Raw genomic sequence first — 26,018 nt, forward strand, 5'->3', positions numbered from 1 at the left:
GAACAATGACCGCCGGTCCAGGTCGGCGGGGGAGTGGTGCGCGTGGGTGGGGTGCTCACCGGCTTCTTCTCCCTCGGCGTCGTCGTCGCCCTGGGCTACCTTCTGGCGCGTCACGAGGTCCTCGGTCCCGGCGCCGACCGGGTCCTGAGCAAGCTCACGTTCTTCGCCGCGACGCCGGCGCTGATGTTCCGCACGCTCGCGGGCGCCGACGTCGGCGCCGTGTTCTCCACCGGTGCCCTGGTCACCGTCGCCACGGCGGTGACCATGGCGGTGCTCTACGTCCTGCTCGCGGCGGTGCTCCTGCGCCGCCGGGGCGCCGAGGTGACCATCGGCGCGCTGACGGCGAGCTACGTCAACGCCGGCAACCTCGGCATCCCCATCCTCGTGTTCGCCGTCGGCGACGCGACCGCCATCGCCCCGGTCCTGCTCCTGCAGCTGCTCGTGATGGTCCCCGTCGCCTTCACCGTCCTGGACCGGCAGACCGGACGGCGCGGCGTCTCCCGCCTCGACGCGGTCACCGGTCCCCTGCGCAACCCGCTGGTCATCGGAGTCGGGGCAGGTCTCGTGGTGGCGCTGACCGGGGTGCGGCTGCCCGAGCTCGTCCTCCTGCCGGTGGACATCCTCGCCGACATGGCCGTCCCCGTGATGCTCATCGCGTTCGGGCTGTCGCTGCGGGGGGCGCCGCTGCCCGGCCGCGGCGAGGTGCGGGCGCCGATGTGGCTCGCGGCGGTCCTGAAGTCGCTCGTCGCCCCGGCACTCGCCTACGCCCTCGGCCGGGCGGCGGGCCTGACCGGCGACGCCCTCCTCGCCCCGGTCGTGGTCGCCGCCCTGCCGAGCGCGCAGAACGTCTTCGTCTACGCCATGCGCTACGGCCGGGCGGTGGCCCTGGCCCGCGAGGTCATCCTCATCACGACGATCGCCTCGGTCGCGGTGGTCGTGGCCCTCACGGCGGTCCTCGGGTGAGCGACGCGGAGGGCCCGGGCGGGCCGGTGGCAGGGGGAGCGGTCGGCGGCGCCGGGGTCGGCAGCCCCGGACCCGGCGGCTCGGGCGACGGCGGCCGGGGCGACGGCGGCCGGGGCCGACCGGTCGTCCCCGCGCCGGCGCTGTTCATGGCGTCGGGGGTCAGCCTCTACCTCGGCGCCGCGCTCGCGGTCTCGCTCTTCGCGGTCCTGCCGCCCACCGACGTCGCCTGGTGGCGCATCGCCGTCGCCGCCGTCTTCCTCCTGCTGTGGCGACGGCCCTGGCGGCGGGTCTGGACCTGGCGCACCGCCGCGGGCTCGGCGCTGTTCGGGGTCGTGCTCGGCGGCATGAACCTCCTCTTCTACGGCGCCATCGCCCACCTGCCCCTGGGCACGGCCGTGTCCCTGGAGTACCTCGGGCCGGTCGCCGTCGCCGCCCTCACCGGCCGCGGACTGCGGGCCCGTCTCGCGCTCGTCCTCGCCGCCGGCGGGGTGCTGGCGATCAGCGGCTTCGGGGTGGACTGGTCCGCGCCGGGCACCGCGTCGGGGGTGGCCCTCGCCCTCGCTGCCGGGGCGTCCTGGGCGGTCTACATCCTCCTGGGCCGGCGCATCGCCGCCGGGCGCAGCGGGCTGGACTCCCTGTCGATGGCGATGCCCGTCTCGGCGCTCGTCTTCGTCCCGGTGGCGGCCGGGACGGTGGGACGCGTCATCGGTGACCCCGCGCTCCTGCTCGCCGTGGTCGGGGTGGGCGTGCTGTCCTCCCTGGTCCCGTACGCCATCGAGCAGGTCGCGCTCACCCGGCTGCCCGCGGTGACCTTCGCGCTGCTGACCTCGCTGCTGCCGGCGACGTCGCTGCTCGTCGGTCTCCTCGTCCTGCGGCAGGTCCCGAGTGTGGGTGAGGTCCTCGGCCTCGTCCTCGTCTCCGCCGCCGTCGCGCTGGCGACGCGGGAGTAGCGCCACCCAGCCGGCGAGGCCGGCCGCCCGGTAGGTCCCGTGGGTGCGCGCCCCAGGCTCACTGCGGCGGGCCGGGCAGCGTCGGCGGCCCGATCTCGGCCGCGACCCGCTCCAGCCAGCCCGGCGGCAGCCAGGCCCCGCCGGCGAGCCGGGGGTGGTCCGGGTAGCGGTCCAGGGCCCACAAGGCGAACACGAGCTCCGCCCAGTCGGTCTCGAGCAGCCAGCGCACCGGCCCGGTGGTCGAGCGGCCCGTGAGGTCCACGAGACCGCGGCGGCCCACCTCGCACGCGTCCACCGCCGTCCAGGGCCAGGGCGAGACCCCGTGCGGGCCGGAGAGGTAGAAGCCGTGGGTCGAGACCGTGAGGAGACCGCCGCCCGCCTCGGCCCACCGCGGCCGGGCCGCGCGCTCCGCCTGCCGCTTCCGGCGGCTGTTGCCCCACGCCTGGCCGACCGCGACCGCGGCGGTGGCGGCCAGCCCCACCGCGCCCGTGGCGAAGAAGAACGCCGAGCTCTTCTGGTACGTCGCGTCCCCGGCGGCGAGCACGTACCGGGTGAACGGTCCCGCCGCGAGCATCACCTCGCCCTCGCCCTCGCCCTCGCCGTCGCCGTCGTCGAGGCCGGGCCGGGCCGGTGAGGGGACGGCCGCGGGCGGGTGCGGCGTCCGTCCCGCCGCGCGGGCGGCGGCCATGGCGCAGGTGTGCCACAGCGCCGCGTCCGGGCCGGTCAGGTTCTCCCACCCCACGGGCACCAACCTACGTCGGCCGGCCGCGGCTCGGGCGACGTGACGGGCGCCTCGCCGGCCCATCGGCCCTGATGAGGCGCGGGCGTGCCATACTGGCGGCAGGGAAGCGCCCGACTGCGGCGCCCCGACATCGCACTGCACGGCCACCGCGCCGGCGGGTCCACCGCCGATGACGAGTGAGCGGAGATGCCTGCGGTGACCTCTTTGACTGAGAGAAGCACCCCTTCGTGCCCCAGAACTCCTCTGCGCCCGCCTCCTTCGACGCCCTCGGCGTGCCGAAGAAGCTCACGGCGAGCCTGACCGCCCGCGGCATCGCCGCCCCGTTCCCCATCCAGGCCGCGACGCTGCCCGACACCCTCGCCGGGCGTGACGTCCTCGGCCGGGGCCGCACCGGCTCCGGCAAGACGCTCGCCTTCGCGCTGCCGCTGGTGGCCCGCCTGGCCGCCCTCGTGCCGTCCGGGGAGACCATCCCCGGGCGCTCGCAGCCGGGCCGTCCCCGCGGCCTCGTGCTGGCCCCGACGCGTGAGCTCGCCACCCAGATCGCCGAGACCGTCACCCCGCTGGCCACCGCCGCCGGGCTGAAGGTCATGACGATCTTCGGTGGCGTCAACCAGACCCGCCAGGTCGAGACGCTGCGCCGCGGCGTCGACATCGTCGTCGCCACCCCCGGCCGGCTCGAGGACCTCATGGGTCAGCGCCACGTCGTCCTCGACGCCGTCGCCGTGACCGTCCTGGACGAGGCCGACCACATGGCCGACCTCGGCTTCCTCCCCGGGGTCACGCGGATCCTGCGCGCGACCCCGGCGGGCACGCAGCGGCTGCTCTTCTCCGCCACCCTCGACCGGGGCGTGGACAAGCTCGTCAAGCAGTTCCTCGACCGGCCCCTCGTGCACAGCGTCGACCCGGCTGAGTCCGCGGTGACCTCCATGGAGCACCACGTCTTCCTCGTCGGTGACGCCACCGAGAAGACCGAGCTCGTGCACGCCCTCGCCTCCGGCAGCTCGCGGCGGCTGCTGTTCACCCGCACCAAGCACCAGGCCAAGAAGCTCGCCCGCCAGCTCACGTCCAACGGCATCCCGGCCGTCGAGCTGCACGGGAACCTCTCGCAGAACGCCCGCGAGCGGGGCCTGGACGCGTTCACCTCCGGCGACGTGCGCGTCATGGTGGCCACCGACATCGCCGCTCGCGGCATCCACGTCGACGACATCGACCTCGTCGTGCACGTCGACCCGCCCGCCGAGCACAAGGCCTACTTGCACCGCTCCGGGCGGACGGCGCGGGCCGGCAACGGCGGCGACGTCGTCACCCTCGTCCTGCCCGAGCAGCGCGGTGACTTCCGCGCCCTCGCCCGCGCGGCGAAGATCGACGCCGCCCCGGTGCGCGTCGGTGCCACCGACGACAAGGTCCTCGCGCTCGTGGGCGAGCTCGCCCCGGCCGTGAGCGCCGAGAAGGCGCATGCCGCGGCGTCGCGCAAGCCCGTGGCCCAGCCGCAGGGGACGGGCGGTGGTCGCCGTCGCGGCGGCGCCGGCCGGTCCGGTGGTCCGGCGGAGGGCGGGGCCCCTCGCGGCGCCCGCACCGCCGGAGCCGGGCGGTCCGGCGCTGGTAGCTCCCGGGGTGCGGGCCGGGCCGGCGGTGCCGGTCGCGCCGACGGTGCCGGTCGCGCCGACGGCGGGCGCTCCGGCGCTCGGGCGTCCGGCGGCTCGCGGACCGTGTGGTCCTCCTCGGGCGAGCGCTCCGGCGAGAGCGCCGGCCGGTCCCCTCGCGGCAGCCGCCGTGCGACGTCGCCGTCCCGCTCGGTCTGACCCGCAGGCATCCGTCAGCAGGATGTGATGTTTCCGTAACCGTTTCAACGTGCGGCCCCCCGGCCGACCTGCCACGCTTCCCCTGTTGGAAGCAAGGCCGCAGACCGTGGCACACGAAGGAAGCGAGGAACACCTCATGGGCGAACTCATCGGGCTCATCATCTTCGGCGCCGTGATCGGCGCGCTGGCCCGCCTGTTCATGAAGGGCGACCAGAACATCGGCATCATCTGGACGATCATCCTGGGCGCCCTGGGCGCCTGGGTCGGCTCGCTCCTCGCCGGCCTGCTGGGCGTGGAGGACACAGCCGGCATCGACTGGATCCGGTGGATCATCTCGATCATCATGGCGATCATCTTCATCTCGATCTACATCGGGATCCGTCGCGGCGGCAGCCGTCGCGTCTGACGACGCCGACGGGCACGACGAAGGCCGGCAGCACCTCGGTGCTGCCGGCCTTCGTCGTCCGTCCTGCCTAGACGGTGACGGCGGAGCGCCCCTCGGACAGGACTCGCAGCGCGCCCACCCCCACGGGCTCGGTGGCCAGCAACGGGATGACGGCGCACCGACCACCTGCTGCGGCGAGGACCCGCTCGAGCTGCGGTCCCTCGGTCGCGGCGCGGCGCCGGAGCAGCGGGTGGGTCGTCCTGGTCGCGGAGAGGGCGTCGTTGACCACCCAGGCCCAGGGCTCGATGCCCGCCCGCTCGAGGTCGGTCTGGAGCTGTTCCGCCTCGAGGACCGGGGTCGCCTCAGGCAGGGTCACGATGATGACCTTGGTGTGCTCGCCGTCCTGCAGGCGCATCATCGGGGTGGTGTACGAGCCGTCCGCCCCCATCTGTCGCACGATGTCGCGGTGGTACGACCCGGTCGCGTCGAGCAGCAGGAGCGTGTGCCCGGTCGGCGCGGTGTCCATGACGACCACGCGCCGTCGCGCCTCGTTCACCGCCCGCGAGAACGCCTGGAACACGGCGATCTCCTCCGTGCACGGGGAGCGGAGGTCCTCCTCGAGCGCGGCTCTGCCGGCCGCGTCCAGCGAGGCTCCCTTGGAGCGCAGGACGGTCTCGCGATAGGTGCGCGTCGCCTCCTCGGGGTCGATCCGCGAGACCTGCAGGCCCGGGGTCGAGCCGTCGAGCGTCTCGGCGAGGTGCGCAGCGGGATCGGTGGTCGTGAGGTGGACGTCCAGGCCGCGCTCCGCGAGGGCCACGGCGAGAGCGGCGGCGACGGTTGTCTTCCCCACCCCGCCCTTGCCCATGAGCATGACCAGGCCGTGGTCCCTCGTCGCCAGCTCATCGACCAGGTTGCCGAGCTCGCTCACACCCGCCGGGAGATCTGCAGAGCCGCCGGCCGTCGAGGGCCGGTCGGGCGGTGGCGCGGCGGGCTCGAACAGGGTGGCGAGGGCCTCCAGTCCGACCATGTTCTCGCCCTTGAGGGGCAGTATGTCGGTGGGCAGGCCGGACAGAGCCGGCGGCATCGTGCGCAGCACCTCCTGCTCCCGCCGGTGGACGGCGGTGGCGAGCTCGTCCTGGTCGGCGGGCTCCGGCAGGACGGCGTTGACGACGACGTGCTGCTCCCGCAGCCCGAGTTCGGCGAGCTCGGCCCGGGTGCGGGCGATCTCCTCGACGGCGGCACGCTGCGCGCGGGTGACCAGCACGAGCCGGGTGCGGTGCGGGTCGCCCAGCGCTGCGACGGCGTCGGCGTAGACGGACCGCTGCCGCTCGAGGCCGGCGAGCGGTCCCAGACAGGAGGCGTCGCCCTTGCCCTCCTCGAGGAAGTCGGTCCACGAGCCGGGGAGCTGGAGCAGGCGGATCGTGTGCCCGGTGGGTGCGGTGTCGAAGACGATGTGGTCGAAGCCGGCCGCCGAGCCCTCTCCGGTGAGCAAGCCGGTGAACTCGTTGAAGGAGGCGATCTCCGTCGTGCAGGCGCCGGAGAGCTGCTCCTCGATCACCGCGATCTCGGGCGCCGGGAGGATCGCTCGCACCGGGCCGACGATCCGCTCGCGGTACGCCTCGGCCGCCTGGTCGGGGTTGATCTCGAGCGCGGAGAGCCCGGGGACCGCCGGGACGGACGTGACGGTGTTGCCGATGCGTAGGCCGAACACCTGACCGACGTTGGAGGCGGGGTCGGTGCTCACCAGGAGCACCGAGCGGCCCGTGCGAGCGAGGTGGATGGCGGTCGCACACGCGACCGAGGTCTTGCCGACACCGCCCTTGCCGGTGAGGAAGAGGAAGCGCGGCAGGTCCGTGAGGAAGGAGGGGAGCGTTGCGGTTCCCATCAGCAGGAGCCCGAGCCGCCGCAGCAGCCGCCCGTCCCGTTTGCCATGGTCAGCGGGGCCCGACCCGAGGGCTGAGGGGCGAGCCGAGCCCACCGGGCGAGGTCGTCCCGGCCGGGGTACCGCCCGGCCATGGCGACCGCACCGTCGACGAGGACCAGGGGCAGACCCTGCGAACCGGAGACCTGGAGGAGGTCCAGGACGGCGGGCCGCCCCGCGAAGGCTGCCGGCTCGGAGGCGAGGTTGTAGCGGGAAACCTGCCCGCCCTGCGACCTGAGCCACTCCAGGTCGGCCGAGAAGCTCACCAGCTCCTGGGGGACGTCGGGCCCGCACACGCCGGTGCTGCAGCACATAGCCGGCTCGAATACCTCGATGACGCTCATGTCGAACTCCAGGTCAGTTGGATCGAAAGGTGTCGATACGTACTGCCCTACCATAGGACCTCTGGATCGACCGACGTCAATCCGAAGGTCCTATGCTGGCTCCATGCCCGTCCTCGAGAGCCTTCCGATCCTCGACATCTCGGCGTGCCGGTCCGCGCTGGTACGGGAACCGCTCGCGGTGGAGCGGGCGGCGGAGCTCGCTCGTGCCTTCAAGGCGCTCGCCGAGCCCGCGCGCCTGCGGCTGCTGTCGCTCATCGCCGCGCACGAGCGTGGGGAGGCGTGCGTGTGCGATCTCACCGAGCCGCTGGGCCTGAGCCAGCCGACGGTCTCCCATCACCTCAAGGTGCTCCGTGAGGCTGACCTCATCACGGGGGAGCGCCGGGGGACCTGGGTCCACTACCGGATCGTGCCCGGCGCGCTCGAGCGGCTCGGCGCGGTCCTGGCGGACGTCGTCGAGGCGGACGACACCCCGTCGGGTGTGCTGCGTCCGGGGTGCTGAGCCGGCGCGTCAGAAGATCAGTGTGATCACCTTGACCGCCGTCATGACCACGATGAGCACCCCGAACAGGCGCTTGAGCTGCGGCCCCGTGACGTACCGGCTGGTCAGCCTCGCGCCGAGGTAGGAGCCCGCGGCGCCGACGACCACGAGCACGGCCGCCAGGCCGAGGTCGACGTCCGCGGTGGACAGGTGGGGCACGAGCGAGGTGAACGAGGGCAAGGTGACGGCGACGGCGGTGACGCCGGCCGCCGTCTTCGGCTCGTAGCCCACGAGGACGAGGGCGGGCATGAGCAGGAACCCGGGACCCACCCCGAGGAGTCCCGCCAGGACGGCGATCGGCACCGCGAGCAGGATGGCGCGCCCGAGAGCCGGCGCCGCCGCGCGCGCGGTCGGCGAGGGGCGGAACATCCGCCACGCCAGGTAGGCGACGGCGAGGAGGTAGATGCCCCACAGCCACTGCTGCGGGGTGCCCTGGGCGAGCCACGCACCCGCCGGTGCCGCCACGCCGGTGACGGCGGTGAGGAGGAGGGCGGGCCGCCAGGCGACGAGTCCGCTGCGGGCGAAGCCCCAGGCCGCGAAGATCGCGGTCACGCCGTTGAGGAAGAGACTGAGGGGCTGGACCTGGTGGACGAGGTCGGGGAGGAAGAAGCCCAGGAAGGGAACGGCGGCGAATGCCACACCGAGGCCGAGCATGCCCGAGGCAATCGAGAGGGCGAGGAGCCCCGCCGCCATCAGGACCACGACGCCGGTCACGGCGTCACCCCGAGGGGTCTTGGTTCAGTCACGGTTGAAACGTAGGCCGACCCGACCGGGTAGGGGCGGGACGTTCGTCTCGCCGGCTGCGGCTCCGCCGCGCGTCATGGACCGAAGGTCCCGGGGGACGACGGCCGGAGGTGCCCTGCGCAAGGATGACGGCAGAGCGACCACGTCGACGAGGGAGAGCCCATGTCCGCACATCTGCCCGAGGTCTACACCGACTTCCGCGAACGTTTCCCGGAGGTGATGCGCCACCAGGACGCGCTCGCCGCCTCGATCGACGACGCCGGCCCGCTGGACGAACGGACCACGAGGCTCGTCAAGCTCGGCATCGCGCTCGGCGCGCAGGCCGACGGCGCCGTCAGGTCGAACGTGCGCAAGGCACTCGCCGCGGGTGCGAGCCCGGCCGAGGTCGAGCAGGTGGTCCTGCTCGGCCTGACGACACGCGGTTTCCCCGCGACGATCGCTGCTTGGCAGTGGACGAACGAGGTCCTGCACGGCAACGGCTGACCGGGCGCCGCGAGGGCCGGCAGCACCTCGGCGCTGCCGGCCCTCGTCTTAGCCTCGATCCACCGAGGGCTGACTGTTACGGGTAGGCGCGGGAACGCGAGAATGCCCCTCTGAGCTGGGAAGATACGACTTGTCGAAGGTCCGTATCGCCAGTTCAAGAAGGGCATCTCGTAGATGCAACTTTCTCACACCCGTCCGGTCGTGTCCGCGACGTTCGATGAGCCCAACCTCGTGTCGGCCGCCGGCCTGGTCCCGGTGATGGCCCTGGCCCGTCGGGCGGGACTGCGGGAGTTGGCCGACGAGCGGCTGAGCGTGCCCACGGACAAGGGCGCCAACGCCGGCCTGAAGCTGTCCTCGCTGGTCGCGGGCATGGCCGCCGGCGCGGACAGCATCGACGACATGGCCCTGCTGCGCCACGGCGGCATGGGCAAGGTCTTCTCCGGTGCCTACGCCCCCTCGACGCTGGGCTCGTTCCTGCGCTCGTTCACCTTCGGCCACGTCCGCCAGGTCGACGCGGTCGCCTCACGGTTCTTCCTCGCCCTGGCCGAGCACACCACCCTGCTCGGCGGCGCGGCGGACGCGGGGATGGTGATGGTCGACATCGACGACACCATCGTTGAGGTCCACGGCTACGCCAAGCAGGGGGCGGCGTTCGGGTACTCCGGCGTGCGAGGGCTCAACGCCCTGCTTGCCACCGTCTCCACCGATCAGGTCGCACCGGTGATCGCCGCCCAGCGGCTCCGCAAAGGGTCGGTGGGTTCCCCGCGCGGGGCGGCCCGGCTGGCGACCGACACCTTGGCGCTGATCCGCCGCAGCCGGCTGGCCGGCCGTGGTGTGCTGGTGCGGGCCGACTCGGCGTTCTACTCCCACACTCTGGTCACCGCGGCGCTCAAGGCCGGCGCGCAGGTCTCGATCACCGCGCGGATGGACCCGGCCGTCAAACGCGCCATCGCCACGATCGACGCCGATGCGTGGACCGCGATCCGGTACACCGATGCCATCTACGACGAGACCACCGGGGTATGGAACTCACGCGCCGAGGTCGCTGAGGTCCCGTTCACCGCGTTCTCCTCGAAGAAGAAGGCCGAGCAGGTCCCCGGCCGGCTCGTGGTCCGGCGCATCCCCGACCTGAACCCCAAGCAGGGTCAGGGCCAGGAGACGCTGTTCGAGACCTGGCGCTTCCACGCCTTCTTCACCACCACGGCACCCGAGGCGCTCGGCGCGGTCGCCGCTGACCAGACCCACCGGGCCCACGCGATCATCGAGAACGTCCACGCCGACCTCAAGGCCTCCGCCCTGGCACACCTGCCCTCCGGTGTCTTCGCCGCCAACGCCGCCTGGCTCGTCTGTGCCGTCATGGCCTTCAACCTCACCCGCGCCGCCGCCACGGTGACCAGGGCACCGTCGCTGGTCCGGGCAACGACCGAGACGATCCGCCGCAAGCTGATCAACGTCCCCGCCCGGATCGCGACCTCCGCCCGGCGGCTACGGCTGCACCTGCCCACCGCCTGGCCCTGGCAGAGCGCCTGGACAACGCTCTACGACGCCGTCCTCCCGCGCAGCGCCCGGGTCACCTGAACCCCGACCCATCGCCCCACGACCGAGGACCATCAGTGGAAAAGCCGGGCAGACCGGCAACCACCCCACGCCCGAGAACCACCACCGCCGTCCCGACCGCATCAACGAGCGAGCCGCGGACCATCGGTGGATCGAGGCTTAGCAGGACCGATCAGGCCGGCAGCGTCGGCGCCGGCACGAGGTCCCGGCTCACCAGGCCGTCCGCGATCTCGCGGGCGTAGCCGTCCACGGCCGCCCAGTCACGGAAGTCTCCGACCGGGGCGTGCAGGCCCTCGATGGTGGCGCGGTCGTCGGCGTCGAGGACCGCCGGGTCGACCGCACCGGGGAAGACGCGATGGTCGTAGGCGCCGACGGCGGTCGCGATCGAGCTGACGTGGACGTCCTCAGCACGCTCGCGCGGGTCGCCGAGCGGACCCGAGGAGAAGAGCCACACCCCGCGGGCTGCCAGGTCCGCCTCGAGCCGGTGGGCGAGCTCGCGCGCAGCGGGCAGCCAGGTGCCGGCGTACACGGCACTGCCCAGGACGACGGCGTCGACGCCGTCGAGGGTGTCGACCTCGCCCGGTGGTCGCTGCGTCACCTCGTGGCCGGCCGAGCGGAGGATCTCGGCCAGACGGTCCGCCGTCGCGGCGGTCGAGCCGTACTTGGTCGCGGCTGTCACGAGGATGTGCATGATGCCTCCCAGCGTCGTCGGTGGTCGTGACCAGCCTCCCCCAGGACCGTGGCGCGGGTGGTGGGACCAACGGCCCCCGGGCGCTGCCGCCCGACGTGGTCGGGCCCTAGGGCGTGTCTCCCAATTGGTTCATGCATTTCCGGTGTCGTCGAGCACCTCGCGAAGCGCCTGAACGGCCTCCTCGCGGCTGGGGTAGCTCTTGCCGGACTGCTCGACGCCGCCGAGCCAGCGAGCCAGCCAGACCCAGGAGCCGTCGGGTTGTTGGCGTACTCCCGTCTCACCATCGATGGCCATGCTCCATTGTCTGTCGGGCAGGCTCTCTGGCGTCAGGTCTTCGTCGTTTCACCATCCGTCCGTCGCGCGAAAGCCAGAGGAAACCTTCCATAAGACGTGGGTAATGCGCTGAGACGGTGACGACGCGTCGGGAAGTGCCGTTGTGACTTAGCCTCGATCCGTAAGTTCTTGGGTGGCCCGGGAGGGCTGGGTGTGGCTGAGCCTTGATCGCCCGTTGATGGCTCCGATGGATTGGCCGCCCGGTTCCTCCTGGGGCGCCTTGACTGCTGATTGAGATGCGCGTCCTGGTCGCTGTTTACGGATCTGTCGGCGGGGTGTTCCTTCGGGCCATGGCAATCGCTCGTGTGCTCGAAGGAGGAGTTGATGAAGCAACGGATCGCGCCCGGGTGGGCTGGTGTCGACGTCGGTAAGGGTCATCACTGGATCTGCCTGATCGACGAGGCCGGCACCACAGTCTGGTCGACGAAGGTGGTCAACGACGAGGCCGCCATCCTCGACGCGATCGCCGGCGTCCTTGGCCACGCCGACGAGGTCGTCTGGGGAGTAGACGTCACCGGGACCATGTCGGGACTGCTGCTGGCACTGCTGGCAGCCCACGGTCAGCGGGTGAGATACGTCCCCGGCCGCACGGTGAACCAGATGGCCAGCGCCTACCGCGGTGAGGCCAAGACCGACGCCCGCGATGCCTACGTCATCGCCGAGACCCTGCGACACCGCGGCGATCTACAGGACGTCGAGGTCGCCACCGCGCTGGTGACCGAGCTGCGGCTACTGGTGACCCACCGCACCGACCTGGTCGGTGACCGGGTCCGCGTGGTCAACCGGCTCCGCGACGTGCTCAGCGGCTACTTCCCTGCGCTGGAGCGGTCCTTCGACTACGCCCATAGCCGGGGTGCGTTGGTCCTGCTGACGGGCTACCAGACGCCGCAGGCGATCCGCCGGACGGGTGAGTCGCGGTTGCGGGCATGGCTGGTCAAGCGGAAGGTGCGCAGCGCCGACCAGATCGCTGCAGCTGCGCTCGGTGCGGCCAAGGCCCAGCAGACCGTCGTGCCCGGGCAGGATGTGGCGGCCAGCATCGTGGCCGACCTCGCCGCTCAGCTCCTGGCGCTCGGCGCGCGGATCTCCGACCTCGACGCCCGGATCACCACCACCTTCCGCGCGCACCCCCAGGCCGAGATCATCGAGTCCCTGCCCGGCATGGGACCGATCCTCGGTGCCGAGCTGGTAGCCGCCGCAGGGGACCTTGCCGCCTATGCGAACGCCGGACGGCTCGCCTCGGCCGCCGGGCTTGTCCCGGTCCCGCGGGACTCTGGCCGGCGCACCGGGAACCTGCACCGGCCGATGCGCTACTCGCGCAAGCTGCGCAGAGTGTTCTACCTCTCCGCCTCAGCCGCCATGATGCGCGAGGGCCCCAACCGCGACTACTACCTCAAGAAGCGCGGACAAGGCCACGGGCACGTCCAAGCGCTCATCGCCTTGGCGCGCCGACGCGTCGACGTCCTATGGGCCCTGCTCCGCGACAACCGACCCTTCGAACTCGCCCCACCCTCGCGAGAACCGATGGCCCAAACGGCTTGACAAAGTCATTGAGAATCCACCGAGGGCTGACTGTTACGGGTAGGCGCGGGAACGCGAGAATGCCCCTCTGAGCTGGGAAGATACGACTTGTCGAAGGTCCGTATCGCCAGTTCAAGAAGGGCATCTCGTAGATGCAACTTTCTCACACCCGTCCGGTCGTGTCCGCGACGTTCGATGAGCCCAACCTCGTGTCGGCCGCCGGCCTGGTCCCGGTGATGGCCCTGGCCCGTCGGGCGGGACTGCGGGAGTTGGCCGACGAGCGGCTGAGCGTGCCCACGGACAAGGGCGCCAACGCCGGCCTGAAGCTGTCCTCGCTGGTCGCGGGCATGGCCGCCGGCGCGGACAGCATCGACGACATGGCCCTGCTGCGCCACGGCGGCATGGGCAAGGTCTTCTCCGGTGCCTACGCCCCCTCGACGCTGGGCTCGTTCCTGCGCTCGTTCACCTTCGGCCACGTCCGCCAGGTCGACGCGGTCGCCTCACGGTTCTTCCTCGCCCTGGCCGAGCACACCACCCTGCTCGGCGGCGCGGCGGACGCGGGGATGGTGATGGTCGACATCGACGACACCATCGTTGAGGTCCACGGCTACGCCAAGCAGGGGGCGGCGTTCGGGTACTCCGGCGTGCGAGGGCTCAACGCCCTGCTTGCCACCGTCTCCACCGATCAGGTCGCACCGGTGATCGCCGCCCAGCGGCTCCGCAAAGGGTCGGTGGGTTCCCCGCGCGGGGCGGCCCGGCTGGCGACCGACACCTTGGCGCTGATCCGCCGCAGCCGGCTGGCCGGCCGTGGTGTGCTGGTGCGGGCCGACTCGGCGTTCTACTCCCACACTCTGGTCACCGCGGCGCTCAAGGCCGGCGCGCAGGTCTCGATCACCGCGCGGATGGACCCGGCCGTCAAACGCGCCATCGCCACGATCGACGCCGATGCGTGGACCGCGATCCGGTACACCGATGCCATCTACGACGAGACCACCGGGGTATGGAACTCACGCGCCGAGGTCGCTGAGGTCCCGTTCACCGCGTTCTCCTCGAAGAAGAAGGCCGAGCAGGTCCCCGGCCGGCTCGTGGTCCGGCGCATCCCCGACCTGAACCCCAAGCAGGGTCAGGGCCAGGAGACGCTGTTCGAGACCTGGCGCTTCCACGCCTTCTTCACCACCACGGCACCCGAGGCGCTCGGCGCGGTCGCCGCTGACCAGACCCACCGGGCCCACGCGATCATCGAGAACGTCCACGCCGACCTCAAGGCCTCCGCCCTGGCACACCTGCCCTCCGGTGTCTTCGCCGCCAACGCCGCCTGGCTCGTCTGTGCCGTCATGGCCTTCAACCTCACCCGCGCCGCCGCCACGGTGACCAGGGCACCGTCGCTGGTCCGGGCAACGACCGAGACGATCCGCCGCAAGCTGATCAACGTCCCCGCCCGGATCGCGACCTCCGCCCGGCGGCTACGGCTGCACCTGCCCACCGCCTGGCCCTGGCAGAGCGCCTGGACAACGCTCTACGACGCCGTCCTCCCGCGCAGCGCCCGGGTCACCTGAACCCCGACCCATCGCCCCACGACCGAGGACCATCAGTGGAAAAGCCGGGCAGACCGGCAACCACCCCACGCCCGAGAACCACCACCGCCGTCCCGACCGCATCAACGAGCGAGCCGCGGACCATCGGTGGATCGAGGCTTAGTGCCCGGTGATGATTGATTGCCGTTGATGCCTTGCTCGGCTGGCAGCTCGGGCCGTCCGTTCTGGCACGGCACTGCGGTGCAGGGCATCATGTACGGCACCCGGATCAATGACGAGTGAGGTGACTGGCTTGCGGACAGTCAGCGGTGCTTGCGCTCTCACATCGATCATGTTGCTTCTCGCTGGATGCACCGGTGTGCCAGCCGCGGACGAACCCACACCCAGCAGCCCCTCCGTGTTGGAGCCGACCTCTGTCAGAGAGGCCCTCGCCAGCGTCGAACCGGGTAAGCAGGTGCGTGTACAGGCCGCCTTGGTCACCGAGGACGACGTCCCGTTCCTGTGTGACTCGGTCGAGGACTCCGACCCCGAGCAGTGCTCCGACCCCAAGGTGGAGATCGTTGGCGCCCCGATCGAGGAGCTTGGACTGACTGAGCGAAGCGGCGAGCTCACCGGCGAGGTGGACATCGTCACCACCATCGACGACCAGACCGCCACCTTCGTCGGCCTCGGCAGTGAGACCACAACCCGGGAGCCGCCGTGACACCGACACGATTAGCGCGGACCGGCTATTGCCTTTAGCCAAATGGTGATGGCACGCAGGACCACGCCGCCGCGATAGGTGAGGGCAAGCTTGTCGTACCTTGTGGCCAGGGCGCGCCACTGCTTGAAGACGTTGAAGGAGCGCTCGACGACGTTGCGCCGCCTGTACGCCTCGGTGTCGTAGGTGACCGGTCGCCCGCCCCTCGACCCCCGGCGCTTGCGGTTCGCGACCTGGTCGGAGCGTTCGGGGATCACGGTCTTGATGTCGCGCCGGCGAAGTAGCGCCCGGTTCGCCTTCGAGGAGTAGGCCTTGTCGGCCAGCGCCCGCACCGGCGTCGTCCGGGCACGTCCCGGGCCGAGGCGGGGAACGCGCACGGAGTTCATGACGTGCTCGAACATCGGGGAGTCCCCGCCCTGCCCGGGCCCGAGCAGCACCACCAGGGGGCGCATGTTCCCGTCACACAGGTGATGGATCTTCGTGCTCAGGCCGCCGCGGGAGCGGCCGATGGCGTGGTCAGGCGGCTCCTCGCCCGGTTTCATGTAATTCGACAGGTCCCCCTGTGTCCCGCGGCAGGTTCGTGGCGTGCTGGTGGGCACGGATGACCGTGGAGTCGATCGAGACCTCCCAGCCGACCAGCCCGGCTGCGTCGCCGTGGGTGAGCAGCGTGGTGAGGACCTTGTCCCAGGTCCCATCACCGCTGAAACGGCGGTGCCGCTTCCACACCGTCTGCCACGGCCCGAACCGCTCGGGTAGGTCACGCCACGGGATACCGGCCCGGTAGCGGTAGATGATGCCTTCAACCACCGTGCGGTGCTCCCGGAACGGCCGACCGCGCCGGCGCCCCGGGGCCGGCATCAACGGGGCGATCAGCTCCCACCGGGCGTCGGTCAACACAGCAGTCCGCGACACCGCCGAAGCGTTTCAGCACAGCGGCTCAGCTATTGGGAGACACGCCCTAGGGCCCGTGCGTCCGACGGTCGGTCGGCGTATCGATGGGCGTGGGCGCTCACGCGCCCGGCTCGGCGACGGCGCCGCGCCGGGGGGACGAGAATGAGGAGAGTGCCATGGCCGGGATCAGCAGACGCAGCATGCTCAGGGCGGCGGCCGCGGTGGCCGCGGGGGCGACCGTCGGTGCGCCGGTCGCCGCGCACGCCGCCCGTGGCGGGCCCGGCGGCGGTGGTGGCGGCGGCACGGGCGGTGGCGGGACGGTGCTCGACCCGCCGGTCGGCGGCCGGTTCGCCGACCCCGTGCTGCTGGCCGACGTCTCGGCCGACCCCGCCGTCGTCGACGTCGCGCTCACCGCGAGGATGGCCACCGTGACGGTCGGCGGGGCGACGGCGAGCCTCATGACGTACGACGGGCTCCGGCCGGGTGGGACCATCCGGGCCCGCCGGGACCAGCTGCTGCGGGTCCGGATGCGCAACGACCTGCCGGCGAGCGGCGCCCGGAACATCCTCGGCCACCCGCTCTACGACACCAACCTCCACACGCACGGCCTGCACGTCACCCCGGGGGACAACCCCAACGGCACCCACGGGGACAACATGATGGTGATGCTGAGGCCGGGGGAGAGCACGGTCTACGAGTACGACCTCAGCCTGCAGCGCCCCGGGACGCTGAACTTCTACCACCCCCACCTGCACGGGTCCGTGGCGGACCAGATGTGGGCGGGCATGGCCGGGGCGCTCGTCGTCGAGGACGAGACCGAGACGCTGTCCGCGTACACGGAACGGGTCATGGTGCTCCAGGACGTCACCGTCGTCGGCAGCGTCGCCGAGCCCCACGACGCGATGATGGACTACATGCACGGCCTCGAGGGCCGGGCCGTGACCGTCAACGGGGTCGTGAACCCGCGGATCGACATCGCCCCCGGTCAGGTGCAGCGGTGGCGCCTGGTCAACGCCTGCGTCGCGAGGTTCTTCCGGCTCAGCCTCGCCGGTCACACGCTCCACGTCGTCGGTACCGACGGCGGGCTGCTCGAGAAGCCCTACGCCGTCGGCGAGCTGCTGCTCTCGCCCGGTGAGCGGGTCGACCTGCTCGTCAAGGCGTCGGGCTCGCCGTCGACGTCGTACAAGCTGCTCTCCCTGCCCTACAGCCGCCAGGGCGCCATGGGCGGGGACCAGGTCACCCTGGCCACGCTGACGTACGGCGGGAAGCGGACCCGCGTCGACCAGACGCTGCCCACCGTGGTCGACCCGGCGGCCACGCGAGCACGGATCGACACCGCCGGCCTCAAGCGGGTGCGCATGGACCTGTCGATGGGGCAGGGCCACGGCTACATCAACGGCATCAGCTTCACCGGCCACGACTCGTCGTACATGACGATGTCCGAGCTGGGGACGTGGGAGGTCTGGGAGGTCACCAACTCCAGCGGGATGGACCACCCCTTCCACCACCACACGAACCACGCGCAGGTGCTCTCCGTCACCGGTGGCGACCCCGGCTACGCGCAGCTGTGGACGAGCGCGGCGGCGTGGAAGGACGTCACTGTCGTGCCGAGGTGGGGCCGGGTCGAGCTGCTCGTGCCCGTGCGGGACCACGCCGGCATGTCGATGCTGCACTGCCACATCATCGAGCACGAGGACATCGGGATGATGGGCGTCTGGCACATCGAGGAGGCGATGGGACCGATGTAGCCGCCGGGCGCCGGCGCGAGATCCCGACGCGCGAGGACGCGGCCACGTGCCTCGAGCGCCTGCTCAGCGCCAGCCGAGGGCCGGCGCGACGTCCTCGACGATCGAACGGAGGAGGTGAGCGTTGTAGTCGACGCCCAGCTGGTTCGGCACGGTGATCAGGAGCGTGTCGGCCTCCGCGATCGCCTCGTCCTGGGCGAGCCGGCGGACCAGCTCGTCGGGCTCGGCGGCGTACGTCTTCCCGAACGTCGCTCGCCCGCCCTCCAGCATGCCGACCTGGTCGGTGCTGCGCCGCTCCAGGCCGAAGTAGGCGTGGTCCTCGGCGGTGACGAGGGGGAAGATGCTGCGGCTCACCGACACCCGTGGCTCGTGGGCGTGCCCGGCGGCGCGCCACGCATCACGGAACCGGCGGATCTGCTCCGCCTGGAGCTCGTGGAACGGTACGCCGGTGTCCTCCGTGAGCAGCGTCGAGCTCATGAGGTTCATCCCCTGGGTCCCGGCCCACTCGGCCGTGGCCCGGCTCCCGGCGCCCCACCAGATCCGCTCACGCAGACCTTCCGAGTACGGCTCCACCCGGAGCAGACCCGGCGGGTTGGGGAACATCGGTCGCGGGCTGGGCTCGGCGAAGCCCTCGCCGGTGATCACCTCGAGGAACCGGGCGGTGTGGCGTCGTGCCATGTCGGCGTCGCTCTCACCCTCGGCGGGGTGGTGGGCGAAGTGCCGGTAGCCCTCGATCACCTGCTCGGGCGAGCCACGGCTGATGCCGAGCTGGAGGCGTCCGCCGGAGATGAGGTCGGCCGCCCCGGCGTCCTCCGCCATGTAGAGCGGGTTCTCGTAGCGCATGTCGATCACGCCCGTGCCGATCTCGATGCGGCTGGTCCGTGCCCCGACGGCCGCCAGCAGCGGGAACGGGGACGCGAGCTGCCTGGCGAAGTGGTGGACCCGGAAGTAGGCGCCGTCGGCCCCCGCCTCCTCGGCCGCGACCGCGAGGTCGATCGACTGCAGCAGCACGTCGGAGGCGGACCGGGTCGCGGACTGGGGGTGCGGGGTCCAGTGACCGAAGGAGAGGAAGCCGATGCGTTTCACAGGTACGACAACGTCCTCCCTCGCCCGGCATTCCATCGCGACGACCGCACGACGGGAACAGAGGGCTGACACCGAGGGGGGAGCAGTCCCTTGGCCCGTTCCGCCACTTCCCTCAGTCGACGCACGTGTGGCACGATGGTTGTGTACCAAGCGGTAAGAAACTAGATCCCTTGAGGAGCCAGTCGTGGGGGCAGTCGGCAGACCGCGAGCGTTCGACACCGAACGTGCGCTCGATGCTGCCGTCGAGGTGTTCTGGCGCCATGGCTTCGAAGGTGCCAGCCTCGCTGCGCTGGCCACCGCGATGGGGGTCAACAAGCCCAGCATCTACGCCGCCTTCGGTGACAAGGCCCAGCTCTTCCATGCCGCACTGCGCAGGTACGTCGAGCGCAACATGGGGTACGTCGACGCCGCTCTCGCACGGCCCACCGCACGGGAGTGTGCGGAGGCGTTCCTCGTCGGTAACGCCCGAGCCGTGACCAGGCCTGACTACCCTCCTGGCTGTCTGTCCGTCCAGGCCGCCGTCGTCCCGGGGGGCTCCAACGAGTTCTCCATGCTCGCCGAGAACCGCGCAGACATCCACGAACGGTTCGCCCAGCGGTTCCGACGTGCGGTCACCGAGGGAGACCTCCCCCCAGAAGCCGACCCCGACGAGCTCGCCGGACTCCTCATCACCCTCTCCAGCGGCTTCGCGATCCGCGCGGCCGACGGAACCCCGCGTGGCTCACTGGAGGCCATTGCCCGCCGAGCCGTCGCCGTGTTCCCCACTGGCCGCGCCACCGGAACCGAACCCGTCACCCCGAAGGAGAACACCCATGACTGACTCGCCGCCTTCCCTCGCCGCAGCCCGCGAGCAGGCCCTTGCCGTCCGAGCCCTCTACGAGAACCTGGAGGAGAGACTCAACGGGAAGACCTGGTCCCTGCACGAGCTGCAGATCGGCTTCGCGAACGACGTCGGCTACATCGGCCGCCTGCTGCTCGCTCACGACGGCACCTGGGGCATCGACCGCGACCCGCGTGCGGAGCTGGAGCACAAGCTCGCCGAGTCGATGTGGTGGACCTTCGTCCTGGCCGACAAGCTGGGCATCGACATCGACGAGGCCTTCACTCGGACGATGGGCCGAATCCGCACCGGCCTGGAGTCGACCATCGCCCGAACCGACCCGGCCGCAGCCGCACACGGCTGACCACCCCGAATCCACAAGGAGAAGCCGCCACCATGAAGCCCACCGAGCACCTCTGCGCCGCGGATGACCCCGAGCACGTGCGGACGCCCCCGGTGACCTATGTTTCCGTCCTGGGCGGCGGGGCGCCGGGGACCGACGAGTTCTACCGGAAGAAGTCGCTGGTCACCGACATCGCGCGCGAGCTGAACGACGCCGAGGCGTCGCCGGTGGTGGAGATCCAGTACTGGTACCCCGAGGGATCGACCCCGGTGGAGATCGCTGACTTCTACAGCGTCAACCCCATCCCGTCTTTGCGCTACAGGGTCCTCTCCAAGGTCCCGGCAGCGACGACCCAGACGGACGTCGATACCGCCAGGACCCGGGCGGTGAGCGCCGCGGACAGGACCTCCGACGAGATAGCCGTGTTCTCCCTGCCCGAGCAGGACGTCGTCCAGGTCATGCACCACGGGCCGTTCGCCGAGGAGTACGCCACGCTCGAGCGGCTCGGCAACCACGCCCGAGGGCGCCGTGTCCGTCGCAGCGGGCCTCACCACGAGATCCATCTCGACGCCTTCACGCGCACCACGCCACAGGACACGCTGCGCACGATCCTGCGCGACCCCGTGGCTTGACCGGAGCCGCTGGGAGGGCGCACGACCTCCGTTGTCCGGGACGCACAGTCAGCATGGGACCGGGACGCCGTCGCCCGGGCCCAGGCTGGACCTCTTCCCCGCGAGGGGGCCCCGTGGGGGTGGGCCCCGTGGGGATCGAACCCACAACCCGCGGATTAAAAGTCCGCTGCTCTGCCGATTGAGCTAGAGGCCCAGGGGCCTGTCCGGTGTCCGGTCCAGCCCGCTACGGAAGTATGCCAGGCAGTCACCGGCTCGGGACCGTGCCCTGGAGCTCGGCGATCTCCGCCACGAACCGTCGCCGGAGATCGGCCTTCTGCGCGTCGGGCAGCCATGAGGCGTCCACCCCGGCCAGGGCCATCGCGGTGAGCCGCTCCACGGGCACGTGGAGCTCATCGGCGAGGATCCGGTACTCGGCGGCAAGGGTGGTGGGGAACATGCCGGGGTCGTCCGAGGCCGGGATGACGTTGAGGCCGGCCTCGATCATCGCGGCGATGGACGCCCGTCGCCACGGCCTCCACGACCGGCGAGAGGTGGTGGAGATGACGGTGAACGGGACCTGCTCGTCGCGCAGGCGCGCCACGACGTCGTCGTCCTCGAGCACGAAGTAGCCGTGGTCGATCCGGTCGCACCCGAGGACGTCGAGACAGGTGAGCGTGTTCACCGCAAGCGGTGCGTGCTCGGACGAGTGCGCCGTCCGGCGCAGGCCCGCCTCCCCCGCCAGGGCGTACGCGGCCGCGAAGCGCTCGGGCGGACCCGCGGTCTCGAGGTTGTCCAGGCCGATCCCGACGACGTACTCGTGCGGGTTGTCCACGACGGTTCGCACCCGGTCGAGAGCCGCCTCGCCGGTGCCGCTGCGGTCGATCGCGGCGATGAGCCGGCCGGTCATGCCGAAGTCTCGCTCGGCAGCGCGAACCCCGTCGGCGAGCGCGTCGACCATGCCCGCGTAGCCGAGGGAGCTCAGGTGCTCGGGCACCGCATCGAAGGACACCTCGAGGTGGCGGGTGCTGCTCGTGCGGTGCGCGTCCTCGAACGCCTCGTAGGCGATGCGGGTGAGGTCGTCGGCGTGCCGGAGGACCTGCGTCACCCAGCCCGACACCTGGAACAGGGAGTAGGAGACGGCCGGCTCGTCGGCGCTGCGCCCCTGCGGTACCGGGATGCGGGTGTCCAGGTAGAGCGCCGGGTCGGGCGGCAGGGAGTTCACCCCGGCATAGATCTCCTCGGGCGTCGCGGGGAGCGGGAGTCGCTCCCGGCGGGCCAGCTCGGCGAAGGTACTGCCCCGGACCGTGCCGATGAGGTGGCAGTGCAGGTCGACCTTGGGCATCCGGTCGAGGAGGTCGTGCAGTACGGGGCTGGTCATCGTGGTTCGAGACGTCCTGTTCTTCGGGCGGCGGGGCGAGGCGACGAGCGGGCGGCGAGGCGACGGGCGGCGTGGACGGCGGGACCGGCCCGGACCGCGCGGTCGCGCGGGCCGGGCCGGGCCGGGCGTGCTCAGCTCGAGCTGACCTCGCGGGCGAACCGGTCGACCCACTCGGCCCGGGTCGGGACGAGCTCGGTCGGGTCGAGGGTGGCGTAGCCGGCGGCGATCGGGTCGGCGGCGATGTCGCCCACCACGTCCTCGATCGTCGTGGGCACGGTGGCCTCGGGGTTGACCGGGAGGTCGCCGACCAGCTCGGCAGAGGCGGTCTGGGCCTCGGCGGAGAGCAGGTAGTCGATGAACGCGTGCGCGCCCTCGACGTTCGGCGCACCCTCGGGGACCATGGCCCGGTTCGTGGCCATGTACCGGCCCTCGGCCGGCGGCGTCCACGCGATGGGCTCACCGGCTGCCACGAGGTTGGTCGCGAAGCCGCTGAGCGCGTCGGCGGCCACGATCTCGCCCTGGGTGAGCAGGTTCGTCACCTCGGTGGAGGACGTGTAGAACTGCAGCACGTTGGGCGCCCAGCCCGCGAGGGTCTCGAACGCGGTCTCCACGTCGTAGGGACCGTCCCCGTAGGCGTCGGCCACACCGGAGACCATGAGCTGGCCAGCTGTGACGGAGATGTCAGGCAGGGCCACCCGGCCGGCGTACTCGTCGTCGCCGTAGATCTCCCAGTCGGCAGCGGTCTCGGCGTCGAGCTCGTCGGTGCGGTACAGGGTCCCGTTGAGCTGGTAGCTGTACGCCGGGCCCATGTAGGCGTCCTCGGTCGCGAACTCGGCGATGTCGTCGATGGCGGGGACGTCCTCCGCCGTGACCTCCTGGAAGATGCCCTCCTCCTGGCCCAGCGCGGCGTAGTAGTCGGAGATCAGCACGACGTCGACGCCCGGGTCCCCGCCGGCGAGCGTGAGCTGGGAGAGCCGGTCCGCGTTCGACCCGGTCTCGACCTCGACCTCGATCCCGGTCTCCTCCGTGAACGGGTCGAACACGGCCTCCTGGAACTCCTCGACGCCGAACGGGAACGTGCTGACGACGATCGTGCCGCCGGCCTCCGTGGCGGCCTCGCCGGTCTCGCCGGTCCCGTCGGCCGGCTCGGTCTCACCGCCGGAGCAGGCGGCGAGGAGGAGGGTGGCGGCCGTCAGGCCGGCACCCGCTCGGACGGTGTGACGTGCGGATCGCACCATGGGCGGTTCCTTTCGTGGTGGCCGTGGCGGCCTGCTGGTGAGGTTCAGTCGGCGAGTGCGACGAGGCGGGACTCCGGCGCGGTGACCGACACGGGCTGACCCGCCTCGACGCGCCCGGCCTCGGCGGCGCGCACGTCGCTGAGCAGGGTCACGGTCGCGCCGGAGGGGTCGACGGCCGCGACGGTGACGAGCATGTCGACGCCGCGGTACGCGACGTCGGTCACGGTGCCCGGCAGGGCGAGGATGCCCGCGGGCGCGGCGCCGTCGGCGCCGGCGACGACGCCGAGGTGCTCGGGACGCACCGTCAGGGTGGTGCCGTCGCGCGCGGTGAGGAAGTTCTCGTAGCCGAGGAAGTCGGCGACGAAGCGGTTGGCCGGCGCAGGGAAGACGTCCTGGGGGGCGCCGTGCTGCATGATCCTGCCACCTTGCATGAGGACCATCTCGTCGGACATCTCCAGCGCCTCGTCCTGGTCGTGGGTCACGAGGATCACGGTCAGCCCCGTCTCGGACTGGATCCGCCGGATCTCGGCACGCATCTGGAGCCGCAGGCGGGCGTCGAGGTTGGACAGCGGCTCGTCGAGGAGCATGAGCCGCGGCCGGATGGCCATGGCGCGGGCGAGCGCGACCCGTTGCTGCTGCCCCCCGGAGAGCTTCTTGGGCCGCGTGTCGGCCAGGTGGGCGAGGCCGACCAGCTCGAGCGTCTCCATCACCCTGGTCCGGCGCTCGCCCGACGGCACGCGCCGCAGCTTCAGCCCGTAGCCCACGTTGTCCGCCACCGTCATGTGGGGGAAGAGGGCGTAGGACTGGAAGACCATGCCGAGGTCACGCTTCTCCGGCGGCGTCCGGGTGGCGTCGGCGCCGCCGATGCGGATCGTGCCCGAGGTCGGGGTGAGGTAGCCGGCGATCATCCGCAGGGTCGTCGTCTTCCCGCAGCCGCTCGGCCCGAGAAGCGTGGTGAACCTGCCCTCGGGGATGTCGAGGTCGATGGCGTCGACGGCGGTGAAGTCCCCGAACTGCTGGCTCACGCCGATCAGCTCTGCAGCGACGGTCATCGGTTGATACCTCCGAAGATCTTGGCGAAGCCCACCGTGCGCTCGGCCACGAGGGCGACGACGACCGTCCCGGCGAGCAGGAGTGTCGAGGTCGCCGCCACCATCGGGTCGTAGCTCTGCTGGACGTAGTCGAGCATCGTCACCGGCAGCGTCCGGAAGTGGCGGGTCTGCAGCAGCAGGGAGAGCGGGACGTTGTTGAACGAGGTGATGAAGCTGAGGAGCCCTGCCGAGAAGATCCCGGGCCGCAGCAGCGGGAGGGTGATCGTGAGGAACGTGCGCAGGGGGGATGCGCCCAGCCCCCGGGCGGCCTCCTCCAGGGCGGGGTCGGCCAGGGCCAGGGAGGCGCCGGTCACCCGGACGGCGTACGGGAACATCAGGACCGTGTGACCGATGAGCAGGGTCTGGAAGTTCGCCAGGCCCAGACCGATCATCAGCTGCTGGTACAGGGCCAGCCCGACCACCAGCTCGGGCACGATGAGCGGGGAGAGGAAGAGTCCCTCGACGAGGTTCCTGCCGGGGATGCGCCCCCGGTGGATCGCGAGTGCGACCGGCACGCCCAGGAGCAGGGCGAGGACGGTGGCGAGCGCCGCGAGCTGCAGGCTCGAGACCAGTGCCCCCATGAAGGGCTCGTACTCGAGCGCGGCACCGAACCAGCGCAGGGAGAACCCGTCGGGTGGGAAGCGCAGGGTGCCGCCGGCCGTGAACGAGGTGGCGACCACGAACAGGATCGGCACGATCATGATGACGTAGGCCAGGACCGCGAGGGCCGCCATGACCGGGTGCCGGGTGCTCACGACGTCGCCCCCTTCCGTCCGGCCAGCGTGGCGAGCCCCGAGACGGCGAAGACGAGCACCGTCATGATGAGCGCCGTCGCCGAGGCGGCGGCCCAGTCCAGGGTCACGCTGGAGTAGGAGAAGAGCTGGGTCGAGAGCATGCGCTGCCGTGACCCGCCGAGGAGGTACGGCGTGGTGTACGCGGTGACGGAGCCGGCGAACACGAGCGTCGCCGCGACGATCAGCCCCGGCCCCGACAGGGGGATGACGACGTCCCAGAGCGTGCGCGTCCGGCCGGCGCCCAGGCCGCGGGCGGCGTCGTCGAGACCGGCGGGAACCTGAGCCACCGCGGAGTAGGAGGAGATGACCGCGAGGGGCAGGAAGAGCTGGGTCAGGCCAAGGACGATCGCGAGCTCGGTGTAGAGAAGCTGCGGGGCGGTCTCGACCAGCCCGAGGCCGGTGAGGAGCTGACCGATGACGCCGTTGGAACCGAGGATCACCAGCCAGCCGAAGGTCCGCACGACGTTGCTCAGCAGCAGGGGGAAGATCGCCAGGGCGAGCAGGAGTCCCGCCCAGCGTGAGGTCGAGCGCGCGAGGAGGTACGCGAGCGGGAACCCGAGGACGATGCACAGCACCGTGACGATCAGCCCGAGGCCGATCGTGCGCCCGATGATCCGCAGGTCGTACGGGTCGGTGAGCATGCGCCCGAGGCGGGCGAAGACCTCGGCCGTGGTCACGTCGGGTGGTGCGAGCAGCATGAGGACCGAGGGGACGAGGAAGCCGGCCAGCAGCACGACGAGGCCCGGTACCAGCAGGAGGCCCTGTCTACCTGTCCGCATCCGCATCTCCGATGTGTCCGGCATGTCTGATGTAAC

The 26,018-nt window shown here is 71.6% G+C and carries 27 protein-coding genes and 1 tRNA gene; 14 read left to right on the top strand and 14 right to left on the bottom strand.

What is annotated here, in order from left to right; translation table 11 throughout:
• Positions 1-42: 42 nt before the first annotated feature.
• Together EDD32_RS08835 and EDD32_RS08840 are read left to right on the top strand one after the other, a co-directional pair.
• Entirely contained in the window at positions 43-963 is a 921-nt protein-coding gene (locus tag EDD32_RS08835) for an AEC family transporter (RefSeq protein ID WP_123916741.1), read from the top strand.
• Positions 960-1,913, top strand: coding sequence for an EamA family transporter (locus tag EDD32_RS08840; protein WP_246006052.1), 954 nt, complete (start codon positions 960-962; stop codon positions 1,911-1,913). Before EDD32_RS08835 ends, EDD32_RS08840 begins: the two co-directional genes overlap by 4 nt.
• Positions 1,914-1,971: 58 nt before the next feature.
• On the opposite strand, the gene EDD32_RS08845 is transcribed toward EDD32_RS08840, so the two are convergent.
• Positions 1,972-2,655 (bottom strand): hypothetical protein, encoded by a 684-nt coding sequence (locus EDD32_RS08845; RefSeq protein WP_170175258.1) that lies wholly within the window; start codon positions 2,653-2,655, stop codon positions 1,972-1,974.
• Positions 2,656-2,882: 227 nt separating this feature from the next.
• Here EDD32_RS08845 and EDD32_RS08855 point away from each other — a divergent pair, with 227 nt between their 5' ends.
• Complete coding sequence (locus EDD32_RS08855; protein ID WP_123916747.1) at positions 2,883-4,457, top strand: DEAD/DEAH box helicase; 1,575 nt, start codon at positions 2,883-2,885, stop codon at positions 4,455-4,457.
• A 136-nt stretch (positions 4,458-4,593) separates the two neighbouring features.
• The gene (locus EDD32_RS08860; protein WP_123916749.1) at positions 4,594-4,863 is read left to right on the top strand and encodes a GlsB/YeaQ/YmgE family stress response membrane protein; all 270 of its coding nucleotides are present in this window, start codon (positions 4,594-4,596) and stop codon (positions 4,861-4,863) included.
• Positions 4,864-4,930: 67 nt separating this feature from the next.
• Here EDD32_RS08860 and arsA read toward each other — a convergent pair whose 3' ends face one another.
• Positions 4,931-6,727, bottom strand: a complete 1,797-nt coding sequence (gene arsA / locus EDD32_RS08865) for an arsenical pump-driving ATPase (RefSeq protein ID WP_123916751.1) — start codon at positions 6,725-6,727, stop codon at positions 4,931-4,933.
• Entirely contained in the window at positions 6,727-7,107 is a 381-nt protein-coding gene (arsD, locus tag EDD32_RS08870; protein WP_123916753.1) for an arsenite efflux transporter metallochaperone ArsD, read from the bottom strand. Before arsD ends, arsA begins: the two co-directional genes overlap by 1 nt.
• A 103-nt stretch (positions 7,108-7,210) precedes the next feature.
• Here arsD and EDD32_RS08875 point away from each other — a divergent pair, with 103 nt between their 5' ends.
• Entirely contained in the window at positions 7,211-7,606 is a 396-nt protein-coding gene (locus EDD32_RS08875; protein WP_123916755.1) for an ArsR/SmtB family transcription factor, read from the top strand.
• A 9-nt stretch (positions 7,607-7,615) separates the two neighbouring features.
• On the opposite strand, the gene EDD32_RS08880 is transcribed toward EDD32_RS08875, so the two are convergent.
• Positions 7,616-8,359 (bottom strand): sulfite exporter TauE/SafE family protein, encoded by a 744-nt coding sequence (locus tag EDD32_RS08880; protein WP_211338780.1) that lies wholly within the window; start codon positions 8,357-8,359, stop codon positions 7,616-7,618.
• Between the two features lie 192 nt (positions 8,360-8,551).
• On the opposite strand from EDD32_RS08880, the gene EDD32_RS08885 reads away from it, so the two are divergent.
• Positions 8,552-8,872 carry a carboxymuconolactone decarboxylase family protein gene (locus tag EDD32_RS08885; protein ID WP_123916757.1) on the top strand — a complete coding sequence of 107 codons (321 nt, stop codon included), beginning with the start codon at positions 8,552-8,554 and terminating at the stop codon, positions 8,870-8,872.
• A gap of 174 nt (positions 8,873-9,046) precedes the next feature.
• A complete protein-coding gene (locus EDD32_RS08890; RefSeq protein WP_123916759.1) occupies positions 9,047-10,450 on the top strand; it encodes an IS1380 family transposase in 1,404 nt (467 codons plus the stop codon).
• A 151-nt stretch (positions 10,451-10,601) separates the two neighbouring features.
• Here EDD32_RS08890 and EDD32_RS08895 read toward each other — a convergent pair whose 3' ends face one another.
• Together EDD32_RS08895 and EDD32_RS18800 are read right to left on the bottom strand one after the other, a co-directional pair.
• Positions 10,602-11,120 carry a flavodoxin domain-containing protein gene (locus tag EDD32_RS08895; protein ID WP_123916761.1) on the bottom strand — a complete coding sequence of 173 codons (519 nt, stop codon included), beginning with the start codon at positions 11,118-11,120 and terminating at the stop codon, positions 10,602-10,604.
• A 129-nt stretch (positions 11,121-11,249) separates the two neighbouring features.
• On the bottom strand, positions 11,250-11,414 hold the full coding sequence (locus EDD32_RS18800) for a hypothetical protein (protein ID WP_170175259.1): 165 nt from the start codon (positions 11,412-11,414) through the stop codon (positions 11,250-11,252).
• Between the two features lie 363 nt (positions 11,415-11,777).
• Between EDD32_RS18800 and EDD32_RS08900 the strand changes: the two genes are divergently transcribed.
• The 3 genes from EDD32_RS08900 to EDD32_RS08910 all read left to right on the top strand — a co-directional run bounded on the left by EDD32_RS08900 (position 11,778) and on the right by EDD32_RS08910 (position 15,209).
• A complete protein-coding gene (locus EDD32_RS08900; protein ID WP_123914369.1) occupies positions 11,778-12,992 on the top strand; it encodes an IS110 family RNA-guided transposase in 1,215 nt (404 codons plus the stop codon).
• A gap of 131 nt (positions 12,993-13,123) precedes the next feature.
• Complete coding sequence (locus tag EDD32_RS08905) at positions 13,124-14,527, top strand: IS1380 family transposase (protein ID WP_123916759.1); 1,404 nt, start codon at positions 13,124-13,126, stop codon at positions 14,525-14,527.
• 376 nt (positions 14,528-14,903) lie between these two features.
• On the top strand, positions 14,904-15,209 hold the full coding sequence (locus EDD32_RS08910; protein ID WP_123916763.1) for a hypothetical protein: 306 nt from the start codon (positions 14,904-14,906) through the stop codon (positions 15,207-15,209).
• A gap of 11 nt (positions 15,210-15,220) precedes the next feature.
• Here the strand turns inward: EDD32_RS08910 and EDD32_RS08915 are convergent.
• A protein-coding gene (locus tag EDD32_RS08915; protein ID WP_484103613.1) for an IS5 family transposase occupies positions 15,221-16,064 on the bottom strand; the annotation gives its coding sequence in 2 pieces (ribosomal slippage) (positions 15,221-15,757 and positions 15,759-16,064; 843 coding nt in all).
• A gap of 209 nt (positions 16,065-16,273) precedes the next feature.
• Here EDD32_RS08915 and EDD32_RS08920 point away from each other — a divergent pair.
• A complete protein-coding gene (locus EDD32_RS08920; protein WP_123916765.1) occupies positions 16,274-17,845 on the top strand; it encodes a multicopper oxidase family protein in 1,572 nt (523 codons plus the stop codon).
• Between the two features lie 63 nt (positions 17,846-17,908).
• On the opposite strand, the gene EDD32_RS08925 is transcribed toward EDD32_RS08920, so the two are convergent.
• On the bottom strand, positions 17,909-18,928 hold the full coding sequence (locus EDD32_RS08925; RefSeq protein WP_123916767.1) for an LLM class flavin-dependent oxidoreductase: 1,020 nt from the start codon (positions 18,926-18,928) through the stop codon (positions 17,909-17,911).
• Positions 18,929-19,112: 184 nt separating this feature from the next.
• On the opposite strand from EDD32_RS08925, the gene EDD32_RS08930 reads away from it, so the two are divergent.
• Genes EDD32_RS08930 through EDD32_RS08940 form a run of 3 tightly spaced genes read left to right on the top strand, consistent with a single transcriptional unit; the run spans position 19,113 to position 20,723 of the window.
• Positions 19,113-19,748 carry a TetR/AcrR family transcriptional regulator gene (locus EDD32_RS08930; RefSeq protein WP_123916769.1) on the top strand — a complete coding sequence of 212 codons (636 nt, stop codon included), beginning with the start codon at positions 19,113-19,115 and terminating at the stop codon, positions 19,746-19,748.
• Positions 19,741-20,112 carry a nucleoside triphosphate pyrophosphohydrolase family protein gene (locus EDD32_RS08935; RefSeq protein WP_123916771.1) on the top strand — a complete coding sequence of 124 codons (372 nt, stop codon included), beginning with the start codon at positions 19,741-19,743 and terminating at the stop codon, positions 20,110-20,112. Before EDD32_RS08930 ends, EDD32_RS08935 begins: the two co-directional genes overlap by 8 nt.
• Before the next feature lie 32 nt (positions 20,113-20,144).
• Entirely contained in the window at positions 20,145-20,723 is a 579-nt protein-coding gene (locus EDD32_RS08940; protein WP_123916773.1) for a GyrI-like domain-containing protein, read from the top strand.
• Positions 20,724-20,843: 120 nt separating this feature from the next.
• Here EDD32_RS08940 and EDD32_RS08945 read toward each other — a convergent pair.
• From EDD32_RS08945 to EDD32_RS08970, 6 genes are all read right to left on the bottom strand, one after another.
• A tRNA-Lys gene (locus EDD32_RS08945) sits at positions 20,844-20,916 on the bottom strand.
• Positions 20,917-20,967: 51 nt separating this feature from the next.
• Complete coding sequence (locus EDD32_RS08950) at positions 20,968-22,080, bottom strand: adenosine deaminase family protein (RefSeq protein ID WP_246006053.1); 1,113 nt, start codon at positions 22,078-22,080, stop codon at positions 20,968-20,970.
• A 131-nt stretch (positions 22,081-22,211) separates the two neighbouring features.
• Entirely contained in the window at positions 22,212-23,318 is a 1,107-nt protein-coding gene (locus tag EDD32_RS08955; RefSeq protein WP_123916775.1) for an ABC transporter substrate-binding protein, read from the bottom strand.
• 44 nt (positions 23,319-23,362) lie between these two features.
• The gene (locus tag EDD32_RS08960; RefSeq protein WP_123916777.1) at positions 23,363-24,370 is read right to left on the bottom strand and encodes an ABC transporter ATP-binding protein; all 1,008 of its coding nucleotides are present in this window, start codon (positions 24,368-24,370) and stop codon (positions 23,363-23,365) included.
• Positions 24,367-25,164, bottom strand: coding sequence for an ABC transporter permease (locus tag EDD32_RS08965; RefSeq protein ID WP_123916779.1), 798 nt, complete (start codon positions 25,162-25,164; stop codon positions 24,367-24,369). The genes EDD32_RS08960 and EDD32_RS08965 overlap by 4 nt, the downstream gene beginning before the upstream one ends.
• Positions 25,161-25,982 carry an ABC transporter permease gene (locus tag EDD32_RS08970; protein WP_123916781.1) on the bottom strand — a complete coding sequence of 274 codons (822 nt, stop codon included), beginning with the start codon at positions 25,980-25,982 and terminating at the stop codon, positions 25,161-25,163. Before EDD32_RS08970 ends, EDD32_RS08965 begins: the two co-directional genes overlap by 4 nt.
• Positions 25,983-26,018 lie beyond the last annotated feature (36 nt).

The sequence above is a fragment of the Georgenia muralis genome (assembly GCF_003814705.1).
Classification (GTDB): Bacteria; Actinomycetota; Actinomycetes; order Actinomycetales; family Actinomycetaceae; genus Georgenia; species Georgenia muralis.